Annotated in this window: 16 protein-coding genes and 1 pseudogene; 10 read left to right on the top strand and 7 right to left on the bottom strand. The window is 44.7% G+C overall.

Annotated features, from left to right (window positions below; genetic code table 11):
- Positions 1 to 64 precede the first annotated feature (64 nt).
- Together C7Y69_RS20690 and C7Y69_RS20695 are read right to left on the bottom strand one after the other, a co-directional pair.
- The gene (locus C7Y69_RS20690) at positions 65 to 454 is read right to left on the bottom strand and encodes a YybH family protein (RefSeq protein ID WP_013786455.1); all 390 of its coding nucleotides are present in this window, start codon (positions 452 to 454) and stop codon (positions 65 to 67) included.
- 88 nt (positions 455 to 542) lie between these two features.
- Positions 543 to 1,040, bottom strand: a complete 498-nt coding sequence (locus C7Y69_RS20695; RefSeq protein WP_126874029.1) for a hypothetical protein — start codon at positions 1,038 to 1,040, stop codon at positions 543 to 545.
- A 487-nt stretch (positions 1,041 to 1,527) separates the two neighbouring features.
- Between C7Y69_RS20695 and C7Y69_RS20700 the strand changes: the two genes are divergently transcribed.
- The 7 genes from C7Y69_RS20700 (at position 1,528) to yeiP (ending at position 7,130) form a co-directional block, all read left to right on the top strand.
- Positions 1,528 to 3,438, top strand: a complete 1,911-nt coding sequence (locus tag C7Y69_RS20700; protein WP_126874030.1) for a DUF885 domain-containing protein — start codon at positions 1,528 to 1,530, stop codon at positions 3,436 to 3,438.
- Between the two features lie 64 nt (positions 3,439 to 3,502).
- Positions 3,503 to 4,642, top strand: a complete 1,140-nt coding sequence (locus C7Y69_RS20705) for an FG-GAP repeat domain-containing protein (protein WP_126874031.1) — start codon at positions 3,503 to 3,505, stop codon at positions 4,640 to 4,642.
- A 78-nt stretch (positions 4,643 to 4,720) separates the two neighbouring features.
- On the top strand, positions 4,721 to 4,879 hold the full coding sequence (locus C7Y69_RS21655; RefSeq protein WP_013786451.1) for a hypothetical protein: 159 nt from the start codon (positions 4,721 to 4,723) through the stop codon (positions 4,877 to 4,879).
- Between the two features lie 39 nt (positions 4,880 to 4,918).
- A complete protein-coding gene (locus tag C7Y69_RS20710) occupies positions 4,919 to 5,512 on the top strand; it encodes a GNAT family N-acetyltransferase (RefSeq protein WP_126874032.1) in 594 nt (197 codons plus the stop codon).
- A gap of 33 nt (positions 5,513 to 5,545) precedes the next feature.
- Positions 5,546 to 6,052 (top strand): AAA family ATPase, encoded by a 507-nt coding sequence (locus C7Y69_RS20715; RefSeq protein WP_013786449.1) that lies wholly within the window; start codon positions 5,546 to 5,548, stop codon positions 6,050 to 6,052.
- A gap of 16 nt (positions 6,053 to 6,068) precedes the next feature.
- The gene (locus tag C7Y69_RS20720; RefSeq protein WP_013786448.1) at positions 6,069 to 6,464 is read left to right on the top strand and encodes an MmcQ/YjbR family DNA-binding protein; all 396 of its coding nucleotides are present in this window, start codon (positions 6,069 to 6,071) and stop codon (positions 6,462 to 6,464) included.
- Positions 6,465 to 6,563: 99 nt separating this feature from the next.
- A complete protein-coding gene (gene yeiP / locus C7Y69_RS20725) occupies positions 6,564 to 7,130 on the top strand; it encodes an elongation factor P-like protein YeiP (protein WP_013786447.1) in 567 nt (188 codons plus the stop codon).
- Positions 7,131 to 7,251: 121 nt separating this feature from the next.
- Here yeiP and C7Y69_RS20730 read toward each other — a convergent pair whose 3' ends face one another.
- The gene (locus C7Y69_RS20730; RefSeq protein ID WP_126874033.1) at positions 7,252 to 7,698 is read right to left on the bottom strand and encodes a DUF3015 family protein; all 447 of its coding nucleotides are present in this window, start codon (positions 7,696 to 7,698) and stop codon (positions 7,252 to 7,254) included.
- A gap of 22 nt (positions 7,699 to 7,720) precedes the next feature.
- Complete coding sequence (locus tag C7Y69_RS20735; RefSeq protein ID WP_013786445.1) at positions 7,721 to 9,550, bottom strand: DUF4105 domain-containing protein; 1,830 nt, start codon at positions 9,548 to 9,550, stop codon at positions 7,721 to 7,723.
- Positions 9,551 to 9,805: 255 nt separating this feature from the next.
- Here C7Y69_RS20735 and C7Y69_RS20740 point away from each other — a divergent pair, with 255 nt between their 5' ends.
- Positions 9,806 to 10,576, top strand: coding sequence for a sulfite exporter TauE/SafE family protein (locus tag C7Y69_RS20740; protein WP_013786444.1), 771 nt, complete (start codon positions 9,806 to 9,808; stop codon positions 10,574 to 10,576).
- A 139-nt stretch (positions 10,577 to 10,715) separates the two neighbouring features.
- On the opposite strand, the gene C7Y69_RS20745 is transcribed toward C7Y69_RS20740, so the two are convergent.
- From C7Y69_RS20745 to C7Y69_RS20755, 3 genes are all read right to left on the bottom strand, one after another.
- Positions 10,716 to 12,809 carry a TonB-dependent receptor gene (locus C7Y69_RS20745; RefSeq protein ID WP_013786443.1) on the bottom strand — a complete coding sequence of 698 codons (2,094 nt, stop codon included), beginning with the start codon at positions 12,807 to 12,809 and terminating at the stop codon, positions 10,716 to 10,718.
- Between the two features lie 77 nt (positions 12,810 to 12,886).
- Positions 12,887 to 13,309, bottom strand: a complete 423-nt coding sequence (locus C7Y69_RS20750; RefSeq protein ID WP_232363159.1) for a hypothetical protein — start codon at positions 13,307 to 13,309, stop codon at positions 12,887 to 12,889.
- Positions 13,310 to 13,395: 86 nt separating this feature from the next.
- Entirely contained in the window at positions 13,396 to 14,661 is a 1,266-nt protein-coding gene (locus C7Y69_RS20755) for a sigma-54 interaction domain-containing protein (protein ID WP_041453156.1), read from the bottom strand.
- A 176-nt stretch (positions 14,662 to 14,837) separates the two neighbouring features.
- On the opposite strand from C7Y69_RS20755, the gene C7Y69_RS20760 reads away from it, so the two are divergent.
- Positions 14,838 to 15,476: a DUF3365 domain-containing protein gene (locus C7Y69_RS20760; RefSeq protein ID WP_013786440.1), complete on the top strand. Its 639-nt coding sequence runs from the start codon at positions 14,838 to 14,840 to the stop codon at positions 15,474 to 15,476.
- Between the two features lie 449 nt (positions 15,477 to 15,925).
- Positions 15,926 to 16,234, top strand: a pseudogene (locus tag C7Y69_RS20765) (cytochrome ubiquinol oxidase subunit I); the annotation flags it as partial.
- Positions 16,235 to 16,252 lie beyond the last annotated feature (18 nt).

The raw sequence follows: 16,252 nt of genomic DNA on the forward strand, positions 1-16,252 counted from the left end.
AGCCTCACTTTGTCGTATTACTGATAAAACTAACTAGCGCCGGGCCTAATGCTTCTGCAAAGTCTCAGGCAAAGTCGAGTAAATCGGTGCCAAAGAAGTTATCGATAATGCATCGCCATTCACCGCTGTCGTTTCGCTGCATCACATACACCGCTCGTTTGCCGTCGCAAGGTAATGTGTGGGGAGCGGCTTTTGGCACTAGGTAAAGCTTAGCGATTACTAAGGCTACATCACCCGCCTCAATTACAATTTCATCGCCGGTGGTAACGATATGCTCCGGCATGTATTTGCGTTGGAAAGTTTGTAGTGCGCTAACACAATCGTGCTGGGCTGTGCCTTTTAGCGGCGTAGATACCACCTTGGCATTATCGCCATAGCAGGCGCTAACCGAAGCAGGGTCGTTTTCGTTTACCGCGTTGTGCAAACGGGCTAATAACTGAGTGATGTTGTTCATGGCTGTCGTCTCGTTTGTTTTTACCGCGAAGACAGACTTAAGAAAAACCCGCCTTGGCGGCGGGTTTTAGTGATGTTTTACGTACGCACTAACTTTCCCGCCAATTATTAATAATAATAGCGAGGAGGATAATTGAGTTTAACGCCAAACCTTGGCGCGGTGCTGAAAACAGCAATGTGCGTAATGTCATAACCGCAGTATTTAATTTGCCGAATAAAAAGTCAATGACTTTGTGGGGTAGATTCTCATCGCTTAACAGATGATGTGCTAGGGCAATCGAAACGCGCGGTAAACCCATCCATGGGCGCTCCGCCACAGCATCCATGCTGTGGAGGGTTCCGATTGCCCTAGCACACCATCTATACTGAGTTCGTACGGTAGTAATCGGTAAGCCCGTAAATGTTCCAAGGGGCTCCGCTGCCGCATCCTTGCGGCAGAGGGTATGAGACTCGCTCTCCACCCTCACTCTGAAACATAGCTGGCTACTTCGCCACAGCATCCATGCTGTGGAGGGTTCCGATTGCCCTAGCACACCATCTATATTGAGTTCGTACGGTAGTAATCGGTAAGCCCGTATAGGTTCCAAGGGGCTCCGCTGCCGCATCCTTGCGGCAGAGGGTCATGAGGCATGCTCTCCACCCTCACTTTGAAAGCTTACATTGGTGGCTACTTCGCCACAGCATCCATGCTGTGGAGGGTTCCGATTGCCCTTGCACACCATCTATACTGAGTTCGTACGGTAGTAATCGGTAAGCCCGTATAGGTTCCAAGGGGCTCCGCTGCCGCATCCTTGCGGCAGAGGGTCATAAGGTATGCGCTCCACCCTCACGCTGAAACTCAACATAGCTGGCTACTTCGCCACAGCATCAATACTGTGGAGGGTTCCGATTGCCCTAGCACACCATCTATATTGAGTTCGTACGGTAGTAATCGGTATACCCGTATAGGTTCCAAGGGGCTCCGCTTCCAAGTTTTATCAATATGTAAAATTGTTACCCATTCGAATCGGTTTGTTTTAATGTCGTAGATGAAAACACAAAATAATAAATATAGATGCTTTGGGAGAGAAACGAATGCGGGTAAGAAAATGTAGCGTTACAAAAGCCCTTTCTAAAAGTGCGGTGGCATTTGCTGTATGCGCAGTAGGCTTAAGTACTACTTTATTAAGTGGCTGCAATCCCGCATCTGAAGATGCGCCGAAGCATGCACAGCAGGCTAGTGTTGATAAGCCAGAAAGCGTTAAACAGCAAGAAGATAAGCGCCTTGTCGCGTTTATAGAGGCGCGTTTTGATAGGTTGGTGGCACAAAGCCCAAATTTCCAATCTTACCTAGGTATTAACAATGGCGCGCAATCTACGTGGAGTGACACGTCTGATGCGTTTGCTCAAAAACAGTTAGAAAACACAAAGGCCGATCTGGCTAAATTAACTGCCGAATTCGACCGCGGTGACTTAAGCGACGAAGGCAAATTGAATTTTGATTTGTTCAAACGAGAACTCACCAATGACATTGAAAATGCAGCGTTTCGAAAGCAAAGCTATGTGGTCGATCAATTCAGAGGCCAATACACCTCAGCCATTACCTTGCTTAAAAATAACCACCTTATTGTGAATGAAGCTGGTGCACAAGCGTATATAAATAGGCTTGTGGGTTTTGAATCGCTCATGGCAGATATTGTGACGAGAATGAAAGACCGTGCAGCCTTCGGTGTGTTGCCGCCTGCATTTTCGTTTGATTCAATGATTAGCGACGTAAGTGCTATGTTAACCGGCGCACCCCTAGATGCCCCGGTAGCGAGCAGTAGCAGCCTTCACCCCTTATATGCTGACTTTAAAGAAAAGTTAGCCGCACTGCATTTAGAAGAATCAAAAGAAAATGCATTGCTTGAAGAGGCTAGTAACGCCCTAAAAGGACCGTTTAAAAGAGGCTACAGCAGTTTACTTGCAACACTTGAACAACAAAAGCCATTACAAATTAACAATGATGGTGTTTGGTCGTTGCCTAACGGCGATGCGTATTACGCGAATCGAGTAAAAGCTGAAACCACATTAGCGTTGTCACCAGAAGAAATTCATGTGATTGGTTTAAATGAAGTTGCACGCATTCATCAACAGATGCAGCAGATAATGGATGAGGTTGAGTTTACGGGAACACTACAAGCGTTTTTTGAATTTATACGCACCGACCCCAATAATTATTATGCCAATAACGACGAGGGTCGAGCGGCGTTTTTGGATGATGCAAAAGCGCAAACCAGTGAAATCTTTGCCGTTGCCGATCAATATTTCCATACTCTGCCAAAAGCCGATTTAGAAGTACGTAGAGTAGAGCCTTGGCGCGAGAACTCTACGTCTATTGCGTTTTATAATCGTCCCAGTTTAGATGGAAGCCGTCCTGGTATTTACTATGCTAATTTGGCTGATATGACAGGGGTTCAAAAGTATGTGTTCAAAGCGATAACTTATCATGAAGGTGTACCCGGCCATCATTTTCAAATTGCTCAGGCACAAGAACTAGAAGGGCTGCCGCGCTTTAGGAAGTATTTAGGCGTAGGGGCTTATATTGAAGGCTGGGCCTTGTATGCTGAACAATTAGCGTTTGAAATGGGTTTTTATAAAAACCCATTGCATAACTTTGGCCGTTTGCAGAATGAGCTTTGGCGAGCGGTTCGCCTTGTGACCGATACAGGTATTCACTACAAACGCTGGTCGCGAGAACAAGCAATAGAATATTTTGTTACCAATACCCCTTTATCACCTCAAGATATTGAAACGGAAGTAGAGCGTTATTTCGTGAACCCTGGTCAGGCACTTTCTTACAAAATGGGAATGTTAAAAATACTGGAATTACGTGAAAAAGCACAAGCGCAGATAGGTGATAACTTCGATATTCGCGACTTCCATTCAAGCGTACTGGGTGCTGGCGCATTGCCTTTGGACGCGTTAGAAAAGCGGGTAGAGCAATACATCAACACTAAACAATAATAGCAGAAGGACAATGCCCTACTTCTTCTCTGCGATCGGCGGTATAAATATCTGTAGGTGAAACATGAATGTATTAACTTCTACAAGTTATTTCCTTTTGATAACTATTGGCTTAGTTGACGTTTACGCGTCAGCAGAGACTATTGAAATAGATAGCATAAAATACACATCGTCCATTATTGAAGTAGGGGCTGGGCAACCATCGATTATCGCGTCGGATATTAACGCTGATGACAACCAAGATGTGATAATCGCGAACGCGTCTGATAATAATATTATCACTTACCTTTCAGACGGGAAGGGTACCCTAAACCGCGGCGGAATTTTTGCTGCAGGGGATAGCCCTTCTGGGTTAGCGATATCAGATATAAACGCAGACGGACACGTTGATGTGGTTGTTGCCAATCATGAAACTTCGTACATTACTGTGCTCTTTGGCAAGGGGGATGGAACCTTTGTCGAGCCGCCGCATTCCCCCTTAAATATTAACGTAAAGCCTCATCCCCACGTTGTGAAATTGAGTGACATTGATGGTGATGAAACGCCAGATTTAATTGTAGATAACAGAAGCCACAATGGACTTCTGGTACTAAAAGGCTTAAGTGCAGGAAGATTTAAAACGCCTGGTAAGGTTATTAACGCAGGTGGAGACCCATACCGAGGGTTTGCTGTTGGCGACATCAATAACGATGGTTTTGAAGATATGGTTACTCCAAATCAGCGAGATATTGGCGTATTGGTAAATACTGGCGATAAGCAAATGCGCTTTTCTTTAAGCAAGTTAGCCCAACCGGAATCGCCCTTTGCTATTGAACTTGCTGATATGAATGGCGACGGAAACCAAGATGTCATTGTAGCGACAAATGAAAGTATGATTACCATTATGCTCGGCGATGGTCGCGGTAATTTTCTAAAAGTCGCTAAATCAGAAATTAGCGCTTCAGCAGGCGCTAAACAAATTGCCACGGGCGATATAAATGATGACGGAATTGATGATGCGTTAATCAGCAGTTGGTCAGGTGAAGTGCTTGCAATATTGGGAACTAAGTCGTCATTTAAGTCTATCAGTTTCAAGCACCCTCAAATTTCAAACCCCTGGAGCCTTGCCATTCTCGATATAAATCAAGATGGTAAAAGTGATTTTGTCATTGGAGATGGTGACAGTAAACGGGCTGCTGTGTATGTTAGTAGCAATGACTTGTAGGCGTTGAGTTATTTAGTGTAGCTTTTAAGTAATCAACAGCGTCAGAAATAATATTCGTGCGCTAATAAAAGGGATATTTTGACAGAGCTTACTGTCGAAGATGTTGAAAAGTACCTGAATTCACTTGGTTCGCAGGGCTGGGAAATTATCGACCTAGATTTTCAAATGGACCCGACGATGCTCGTTGGTCCTATGCCTTTGCTTAAAGTGGCCAAAAGACCTAAAAAACAATGCTAACGCTAGTTTAGTTAAACTGAAAAGGAAGCAGGATATACAATGTTTTTACCAGAAAATGAACTTGATGCCGGATCAGTCGTGCTGGTGCCTTTGCGGGAAGAACATGCTGATGATTTGGCAGACGCTGCGAGTGATGGAAAACTATGGGAGCTCTGGTTTACTTCGGTGCCACGACCAGACGCTATTGACACTTATATTTCTCTGGCATTGCAGCAGCAAAAAGATGGCTTGTCCCAACCCTTCGTGGTGGTTGAAAAACTAAGTGGGAAAGTGATCGGCAGTACCCGTTTTTGCAATCTAGATTATGCAAACAAGCGAGTAGAAATTGGTTATACCTGGTATGCAAAAAGTCATCAGCGCTCGTCGGTAAACACGGAATGTAAATTAGCGCTACTGAACCATGCATTCGAGGTGCTTGACGTTATTGCTGTTGAGTTTAGAACTCACTGGCACAATCTTGAATCGCGTAAGGCAATTGCTCGTCTCGGCGCAAAACAGGATGGGGTACTTAGGCAGCATCAACGTCTACCAGATGGTTCGTTTAGAGACACAGTGGTATTTTCCATTATTAATTCTGAATGGGCGGCGGTAAAAAATAACTTAGTGTACAAGTTGGCAAGTTTTCGACAATAGAGCCACGTGATAGCGCTAATAACAAGGTGAGTCATGACAAAAATCGTGGTATTTGGAAATTCAGGTTCAGGAAAGTCTACCTTGGCTAAGAATTTGGTAAAGGGGCACCACATCGCTCATTTAGATTTGGACTCGGTGGCTTGGGCGCCTTCTAGTTTGCCGACAAACCCACCTAGTCGTTTGCCTATCAGCGAATCAAAGGTGCTTATTGAAACTTTCTTATCTAAAAATACATCGTGGGTTATTGAGGGTTGCTATTCCGATTTGCTCGCTGAAGTCTTGCCTTCTGCCGATGAGCTCATCTTCTTAAATCTACCCATTAACCTTTGTGTAGAAAATGCTAAGGCACGCCCATGGGAACCTCATAAGTATGCGTCTAAGCAAGCGCAAGATGCGAATTTAGATATGTTGATAGACTGGATAAAGGACTATGAAAATAGAACGGATACCTTTTCCAAGCAAAGTCATCAAGTCTTGTACGATAGTTTTGAGGGAACCAAAACCATGTACACCTCAAACAGCCACAGTGAAAGACAATGAAAGATAGCGAAGCACAGTGACCTACGACGAGTTTAATCAGTTTTGTGGTGGCTTAAAGGCTACAACTTATGTAATGCAATGGAATAACTCCCATGTATGGAAGGTGGGCGGTAAAGTATTTGCCATAGGCGGTTTAGGCAAAAACGGTGAACCCGCTTTTATTTTCAAAACCTCAGAGCTTAATTACCATTTTTTGAGCGAGAAACCCGGGTATCGCCCGGCGCCTTATTTTGCGTCTCGGGGCATGAAATGGATCCAGCAATTTGGCGGCGATGAAACTCAACCTAAAATTGAATTTGAACAAAGTGTAGAAGCACTCAACGAAGAGTTGAGCTACTACTTACACGAGTCTTATAAATTAGTGTCGCTAGGACTTACTAAGAAAAAACAAAAGGAACTAGGGTTGAGTTAATCTTATAGCTTTGACTATAACACTCAATTACCGGAAGATAGGGCGATAATTTAACATGGCCCGCCAATCGTTAAAGGCCATTAATAACAGGGTAAGACCATGCCAAAGGCAAGTGAAATTAAAAAGAATCACACCATCGTTTATGGTGGTAAAACGTGTATTGTGAGAGATATCGAACGTTCAGTACCTCAGGGCCGCGCGGGTGGTAGTATTTATCGCATGCGTATGTACGACGTGGTTAGCGGCGCTAAGTTTGATGAAACCTTCAAAGATTCAGACATGCTAGAAATGGCTGATTTAGTGCGTCGCCCAGTGATGTTTTCTTACATAGATGGCGACGAGTATGTATTCCTCGATAACGAAGATTACACGCCGTACCACCTAAACAAAGAAAGCATTGCTGACGAAGCCTTATTTATTAACGAAAAGACTGAGTCTATTCAGGTGTTAATTGTAAGCGATGTGCCAGTGGCGCTAGATTTACCAATGAGTGTAGAACTAGAGGTAACTGAAACCGACCCTTCTATTAAAGGTGCGTCTGCAACCTCGCGGACTAAGCCTGCTACGTTATCGACGGGGCTAGTGGTTCAAGTGCCTGAGTACATCAGTACTGGCGAGTGGATAAAGGTAAATACCGAAGAGCGTAAATTCCAAAGTCGCGCGTAATATTTATTTAAGTACGATTTAAAAAAACGAGGGCGCATTGCGCCCTCGTTTATTATTGCTATATCACCGCTATGCGACAGTGGCATTCCCGCAAGCGGTCATTTCGCCACTGCCTATATAACTAGATGTTTGCTACAACAGCGTTGTAGAAAGCTTCTGGGCTAGTTGCTTCGTTTGCTGCAACTGATAGTGCCATTTCAGCACGAACAGCAGTAACAACATCAGCACGTGCCGCTTCGTTTACTTCTAAAATATCAAGCATTGCCGTTAGGTGTGCGCCTGAACCTTGGCTAGTTTCTTCAATAACGTTGTTAAAGTTATTTTGAATGAATACCGCCGCAGTAGCCATTTTACCTTCACAAGAATCAGCAGATGATACTTTTGAAGAAACCGCAGTCGTACCTAAATCCCAAATGATGTTTGAAATGGCAGCAGCTGTGCCATTGTCATCAAAAATAGCCGCGCCAATACCACAGTGTTTCCACGGGTTGATGTTGTCGTCAGCCGATACGTTTCCAGCAATGGCAGTAGTCGTAAGAAGTGCAGCAAGCGTTAGTTTTTTAAACATTGTTATATTCCTCTGATTGTTATTAGTAATAATGTGAAATGAGCAAGCCGAAGTCAGTACCATGCTTGTTATCAATATTGGCTCTCACATCCCAGCGCTGATTAATTGAATATCGCGCGGTAATAGAGAGGTAATGTTGATCCTTCGATGGCTGGTTCACAAACCATTGTTGTCCTACTGCCAATGACATTGCTATTTCAGACGTAACATGTGCTACGCCTCCCACTTCTGAACCCACAGCGATAAAGCCGCCATTCAGATTAGAGCTGGTAATAGAAGTGCTGAGCGCGGCATAACCTACAAGGTTGTGACGAAAGGCCCAAGACTTCCCAATAAAACTGTCGATATAACCTGCGCCGCAGTGGGTACAGTTGTTAGCCTGTTCTCTGTAGCCAAAGGCCAGTTTCCAAGCCCAATTGCTATCAAGTGGCAATCCAGATTCAGACGCATTAAGGTTAATAATTCGTACTGGCGTAAACTCTCTTACTGCTAACTCTTCACCCTCTAGGTAACGAAGACGAAGATTAAAGGTGGTTAGCTCAGAGTAAGGAATTCGCCCCGCATTCAGCGTGAGCAGATCGTAATAATTGGCCCTAAAGTTCAACTCCCCCGCCACGTCGCCTGATGGTGTGTCGTATAAACCAAGACCAATACGCGTGGTATCTTGTGCTTCATGAGGAGGGCGTCTATCTATGCTTTTCCAGTTTGGTTTAACGGGTGCCATACCAAACCGTTTTATCATGGCTTGCCGCTTTTGTGCTTGTTGTATAGTGGTGAGGTCGTCTTCTTTTTGTTCAATAAACGCAAAGTAGTCGTAAAGGGTATCGATAACCCGTATCGCCGATGCGTCACCTAAAGCAGCAAGTTGCTGTTGCGTGTCTTTAGGCGCACTTTCTAGAATTTGCAGTAAGGTTTGCTGTTCCTTGCTGGTTAATTGTTGCCAGCGATCATAAAGTGTTTGCTGACGTGAACCATGGTAGATAACGTCATTAAACATTGTACGGCTAGTTTGATGGCGTTGCATCATTACCACTAAATCAAATGGCATCACCCACACCTTATTGGGGGCAATCAGAGATTCATCGAAAACTAAGCTGAGTAACTTTGCTAATTGGTAGGCACAGTTTTGCTCAAAGAAGTAATAGGTCATTGTGGCATTTTCTAGCTCCCATAAATGGGCAAGTAGAAATTGAATATCGTCTTGGGATAGGGCAAGTTTATATTCCCACATATCGCGAAGCTCGGTTTCGCTATAAGTTAAATGATGATGGTGGTATTGCTGGTTAGAGAACTTACCTTGATAGCCACCCAATATGCCTTTAGTGATGTAAACCAACTTGTTTTCGTTATCGGGTACTTTAGCCCCATAAGAGAAGGTGTTATCGAGTAAGCCGTCTTCTGATTCGCCATTAAACTTTAAAAATACATGACCAAACATCGACGCGGGGTTACCTAAGTAGCCTGAAGCAAAAATAAGGCTGGCGCTGTGGGTAGAAAAAGCATCTAAATAATCTTCATACTTTGGACATGCCACGTCAGGGAAGCTAAGTGTGGGTAACTGTTTTTCTATAAAACGTTTACGTGCGGGAAATTGACACTGGCTTTTTGGGTTTTGTGAGAAGGCATGAATAGTCGCTTCAAGTTCCGAAAGTGGATTTTCAAAGCCATTTTCTGCTAAATAGAAGTTACTGCCATTGTGGTGTAGCGTTACTGCGGTTTGCTCAGCATGTAATAGCTGCTTCCACACCTTGTGTGATGCTAGGTTATTTATATGTTGAGACGCATCGTTAGCGTAAACTAGCGTTACGGTACACAAAAATACTATGCAACAGCGGGTGAAAAAGGAATACAACGCAACTTCCTAGACTAAATCCATTTAAATTCGCGACAACGACGTAAAATAAACCGTTTCGTTGCGCAATGAAGATTGCAGAATATGCCTTCGCTGCAGGGTATATACAAGTTCCAATTACAGATAATTTGTTACTAATTGCTACTAGGTGCCTTAAATTTCGCTTCAAAAAGGTGAGGTTAAAACCATTTTCTTTCACCTCGTTTGTGCTTGAGGGAAACTAAAAATCAATAAATTAAAAAAGGAGGGCTGTAATTGGATCTCGTTACTTATTGGCTAACCGCTGATGGCGCTATCTCGTTAACTACCGCCGCAGTGCTAATAGCAACCTCTACGATGACGTCCTTGATAACCGCCACCTTTGGTATTGGCGGTGGCGTGTTGCTTATTGCGGTAATGGCGGGAAGCTTGCCAGTATCTGCACTTATTCCTGTGCATGGGTTGGTACAGTTAGGTTCAAACGGCAACCGAGCACTAATGACCTTTCGTTATGTTGATTGGTCTATGGTGAAGTTCTTTTCGTTTGGGGCGTTGTTGGGGGCGGTGCTGGCTACGTTTATAGTCGTGCAATTGCCCTTAGTCGTAATCCAATTTGCTGTAGCGGGTTTTATCTTATTTTTGGTGTGGGGCAGCAAACCAAAAGCGCAGGAAATGCAGCCCGCTGGGCGAAGTCTAGCGGGGCTGGTCACCACGTTAATCTCTATGTTTGTGGGGGCTACGGGGCCGCTAGTTGCCGCGTTTGTGCATCGGAACAATTACAATAAAATGCAGATAACCGCCACCATGGCCTCGTGCCTTACCTTTCAACATGGGTTAAAAGCGTTTGTGTTTACCTTTGTAGGATTCTCCTTTTTTCAATGGCTAGGATTAATTTTTGCCATGATTATAAGTGGCGCAGTGGGGACTTACGTGGGGCTAAAAGTACTCAAGAAGATTCCAGCCGATAAATTTCTCGTGCTGTTTAAGGTTATCGTTACCTTATTAGCAATCCGCTTAATTGTGCAGGCAGTGTCTGATTTAGTGTAGGTCAGCTTGTTCGATGTTGTTTGCCTATGAATTACTCAACGAAAGCGTGATAGGCGAATATCTTCGCCTATCACTTTACCTTTTTTATCGTAATTTACATGTTGGCTCGCTTTGGGAGTGGGCCAGTGAATAGTGGTCGCTAAAAGCGATAGCTCGCTGAGATCTGCCATTCTCTGCCAGTCCCAGGCAGTTTATCTCCTACCGCAATATCGGCATCTGATACGCGGTTAACACCTGCGGTATGAGCGGTATAGTACTTATCAAGCGCATTTTGAAGCTGTACCGACACGCTAAAGGCTTGAGTAAGTTGCCAGCGTGCGCCCAAATGTATAAGTCCGTAACCTGATGTACTGCTTTCATTTTGTAGGGCAGAGGTATGATTCTGTGCACCCACTAAATGAGACGTAACTGACAACATAAGCGGCGATTGCATAAGCTCGCTTTGCCACTCAATACGGGTAGTTAATTGCTCAGGGGCAATGCGAAATAACCCGTCGTCTATATCGTCTCTATTACCATGGCTCAAACTTGCTGTAGACGTTAGAAGCAGGTTGTCAGATAGCTTACCGTTAATCGTAACGTCTAGGCCTTTAATAACTGCGTCGGTATTCGTCCATTGAAACGGTGTATCAGACCCCATCATGGTCGAGAACATAACCGCAGCTGCATTGCTGCTCGGGGTGCCAGTAATATAGTCTTCTATGTCTTGATAATAAAGTCGTGGTGAAACGGTCCAGTCATTTTTGCTGTAAGTAACACCAAACTCAATTTGACGCGCAGTTTCGTTATCGAGTTCAAGGTTACCAATGTAATTGAACCCGTCTGCCATGCCGCCTGTAATGCCTAATGGTAACCAGGTGTAACGTTCATAATAATTAGGCGCGCGGTTCTTTTGGGAGATACCCGTAAAGACTGTCACCGTTTCGCTTACGGGTATTTGAATAGTCGCTGCCGCATCTAGCATATTGTAGGTTTCACTACGTTCGGCGGTGTTGAAGTTAGACGCTAGTGTGGCCACCGCATCGTTCATCATTACCATGTTAGAGTCTATTGCATCAGCGTCCATATCAATTTGGGTATAACGAAGGCCCAGCAGGTAATCAGCGGTGTCGGTTTTTCTATGCCATTCGGTAAAACCACTGTAAGTATCGCGGGTAATATCGCTAAAGTTATTGATATAAAATGCGCTGTTATTCGGGTTGGTGATAACAGAGCTATTTCGACTGTGTAAATGACTAAAGCCTACTTCAAGTTCACCATTAAGGGCTGGGGTGATGTAGCTTGCCTCTATTCCTTGTGCAACGGAATCGGCATCGTTTTGTCTTGCCGTGCTGGCCATCGAAACCGCGCGTTGAGAAAAATTGTCCATGGCGTGTTGGTTGCTATTTCCAAACACGCTGACTTTTAACATACGCTCATCATCGGCTTGGTATTGATAACCTAAGCGATACCACGCCGCATCTATAGACGTAATATCCATGGCAAGAGCCGCAGTACCGCTATTGTTAGTGTTCAGTGTTTGGTAGCTGACATCTAGGCTATGCTTGCCCCAACTATAGCCTGCACGAAGTTTACCGCCGTTTCTTTGGTACTGAGAATTAGGGATAGTTATGTTTGAGCCTGCATCGTTAGAGGCAGCCTCGCGCTCGTCACGTTGCTGGTGGGTAAATGCGCCGCTAAAAAAGCCATTGTCTGTGCCATAAAATGCATTGGCTTGGTACTGCTGTGCATCGCCGGGAGAAAACGCACCGGCGCTGGCATTAAACTGCAGGCCATTAGCTTGTGCAAACAAGTGCTGAGCGTCGGCACGAATGTCTAGTTTACCGCCTAAGGTTTCAACCCCTGCACTTACCGGTACTATTCCGCGATACAGCACGGCCTGAAGGCCGGGTTCAGGTAACACATGTGAAAGCGGGGAATCCATAGCGTTAGGGCCTGCGACCGCAATATCTACACCATCAATAGTCACGCCGACTCTATCACCATAAAGGCCACGGTATTGAATTAACCCGGTTACGGGGCCGTTTCGTGAAATAGTTACGCCAGGAAGGGCAGCGAGTTGATCGCCATAGTCAGCTTCGGTATTAGTAGAGGCCGAAACCGGCGCATTATTAGTGAGGGTGAGCGGCTCGCCAATAACGGTAATCACTTCTGTTGAAGCGGTGTCTTGAGCATACAAAAAAGGGGAAAAGCCAGCAGTACATACTGCTAGTGCAATGGCTGTTTTTTTCATAATTAGTCCATTTTAATTAAACAACGTCAGCGATAACGCTGATAAAAGCGCGTTATAAATAAAGTGTTATGGGAAAACTATGAAAGGGGTGGAGCGCGTGACAGCGGAGCCGCGTAGGCGTATGCGGTATAGGGCCGCTGTGCAATGGCAGTAGCAAGGTTGTTATAACTAACAAAGGTTATTAAGGGAAGTGAAAACTCAGGTGACTTTACCGCGTTGGGTAAATCAGAAAGTAGGCTATTGGTACAGTCGATATGTTCTACCGGTATTTTGCTAATATCGACACTAACATAAACAAACTCACCGGCATGTTCAGTCGCGCTTAATGATATCCAGCGCATGGTATTACCGGTACAGATAAGTTCTATATCGTTGTTGCTGTCGTTAAACTGGGTAGTAAATTGCTGGGCCTTTTCCATTGAAACAGCCGCAAGCCCCAATGCCATCGCATTTTGCAAAAGCAGGGTTAGGCATACTAGCAGTGTAAATAATGACTTCAATGGCAAAGCAGTATTCTATTTCTACCGGAACTTATCTAATAATACGTTAAAAATAGGATGTTGAAAGGGTTTTTACTGCGAGCTATTTAACCCTTAACCTTTAACCCTAGCGATTGAAGCTTACGATATAACGTCCGCTGGCTGACACCTAGTGCATTGGCAAGAGTGTCTATACTGCCTTCGTGCTTTGCCACTACCTTTTCAAGGTACTTAGCTTCAGCAGCTTCCAGAGTGAGGACTCTTTCATTTGTGTGGACAGTGGGTTCGCTAACTAGCTCGGGCAAATCGGTTGGGTAAATTACATTTTCATCTGCCAACAAGTACGCTTGTTCCACAATATTTTTAAGCTCTCGAATGTTACCTGGGTAGGTATAGTTGGTTAGCATTTCAATAGTGGATTTGTGTAAACGCTTTTTCGAAGGCAGTTCGTGCAACATGTGGCTGCACAGCAATTCAATGTCGCTTTGACGCTCACGAAGTGGCGGAAGGTGTATGGGGAAACCTGCAATACGGTAGTAAAGATCTTGTCTGAATTCACCTTTTTCCACTAAGGATTTTAAGTCTTTATGGCTAGCGCATACTAAACGGAAATCGGCTTTTTTTACTTGCACGCTTCCAACTGGGCGGTAGGTTTGAGTTTCAAACAACCGTAGTAACTTCACCTGCATGGTAAGAGGCACATCGCCAATTTCATCAAAAAATAGCGTTCCGCCTTGGGCGGCATCAACTAATCCTTTTTTGTTTGATTGCGCGCCAGTAAAAGCGCCTTTCTCGTAGCCGAATAACTCCGATTCAAAAAGCGTATCAGCTAACCCCGTACACTCTATTACCACAAAAGGTTTTTCAGCGCGGTGGCTACTGGTGTGCAGGGCATGAGAAACCAGCTCTTTACCTGTGCCCGTTTCGCCTTGAAGCAACACGGCTATATCGGATTTTGCGGCCCGATTAATTTTATTCAGCATGGCTTTAAAGGCGGCAGACTCACCTATCATTTTACCCTTGGTAGGGTAATTTGATGCAAACGCGAGTTTATCTAATATTTCTAAGTAACCAAGCAGGTCGCCATTAGCGTCGTGAACCGGCCGCATGAGAATATCACAATAGCTTTGACCGCTTTTTGTGGTGTGAATGTGAACCACACTTGCAGTCCGGCCGGTGTCTTTGCATTGCTGAATAGGGCAGCTTTCACCGCATTGATCACAAGGCTTAGTATTACCGTGTGACACCTTAAAACACTGACTTTTACCCGGAATAATATCCACAGGGTAGGTATTGCGATAAGGCTGGTTAACCGCCTCTATTACATACTGATGATTAATGAAAATAGCGGGTTTATCGATGGCATCTATCATTGCCTGAACAATCGAGATATTCATGTAACAGCTTCACCTAGCGATACGGGGTGGGTGCGCATGCGGTATAGATACAACCTACACCCATAAGGTAATTAATCTAGGTTTAAGGTATCACATTGGCACGAGCCTTGTACGTATCTTGGTAGGTAATGCTCCCCATTGAGGAAAAGAATATGAAAACGAGATTAACGGCTGTTGTGATAAGTGGGTTCTTTTTATCTGCTTCACTATTAATCGTACTATCAACCGCGCTAGCGGCTGAAATGCCGCAGCCGCAAGACAGCATAGCTACACAACACGCAACTGAAACCACCCTGGCAGGCCCCGAAGATAAGCTAAATCAAGCACGTAGCAATGCCAAAGCACTAGGGGGCGCGTTAAAGTCGAGGCTTCAGCAAGCTATTTCAAAAGGTGGTTTGGAAGCAGGGGTAGAAGAGTGCTATGTGGCTGCTGGGCCTATTGCAGAAGCGCTCAAGAAGGATGGTTGGACGGTAGGGCGCACCGCGCTGCAAGTGCGTAACCAAGACAACCAACCAGATGCATGGGAAGAAACCCAATTGCACGAGTTTGCAGATGCCTTATCTAAGCAATTGCCTATGCCGCTAGAGGCATCACAGTGGAATGAAGAAACAGGTGAATTGCGCTATATGTCAGCGATTGTTACGGGGCAAGTATGTACAGCCTGTCATGGCAATAACGTGGCCCCAGCAGTGTTAGATATTATTAAAGAGAAATACCCTGAAGATACCGCCACGGGTTTAGCGCCGGGCAGTTTAAGAGGGGCTTTCACGCTTACCTATTCACCCGAATAGCCATTTCTTTATTTAGAAGATGCAACGGGCCTTTACTGGCTCAGTTGCATCTCTATCGCCTCTCGCTTATTTCTTCTTACTCTCTTTACTTATTTCTATTCACCTAATTCCTTTCCAGTGCTTTTTGCAAACCCTCCACTTTCAGATTTTTTGACCTATTACTTCATTTAATTTTTATTTGTCAAAAATGGCGGGAATTGTCATTTTTGGCGCAATTTCCTCTCATCTTGTTTGAGATGGATCAACGCGGCTGGTTCGACTTAGTGGAATAATTGCGCCGCATGGTAGGGAATACAGGTGGTGATGGGCAATCGTGCCATAGCTGGCGCAAAGCTTGCTAAACCTCCGTCAGAAGTACAAGTCTTACGGTGCGGCCTTATTTTTAAGGTTATTGATTTAAAAGAATTTTAGCGGCTTGCCGTACTGTTTTTTAACTAGGGAGAAAACCCATGAGCGATACGTTAGTCGAGCTATCGCGGTGGCAATTTGCGCTAACTGCGATGTTCCACTTTATATTTGTGCCCTTAACCTTAGGGTTGAGTTTCATGCTTGCCATTATGGAATCCGTTTATGTGATGACAGGCAAAGAAATTTACAAACAAATGACTCAGTTTTGGGGCAAGTTGTTTGGTATTAACTTCGCCATTGGTGTGGCTACCGGCCTCACTATGGAGTTTCAGTTCGGTATGAATTGGTCCTACTATTCTCACTATGTAGGGGATATTTTTGGGGCACCGCTGGCTATTGAAGGTCTGATTGACGTGCTCCAATAGATT

The organism is Alteromonas sp. KS69 (assembly GCF_003989595.1).
In the GTDB taxonomy this organism is placed as follows: domain Bacteria; phylum Pseudomonadota; class Gammaproteobacteria; order Enterobacterales; family Alteromonadaceae; genus Alteromonas; species Alteromonas naphthalenivorans.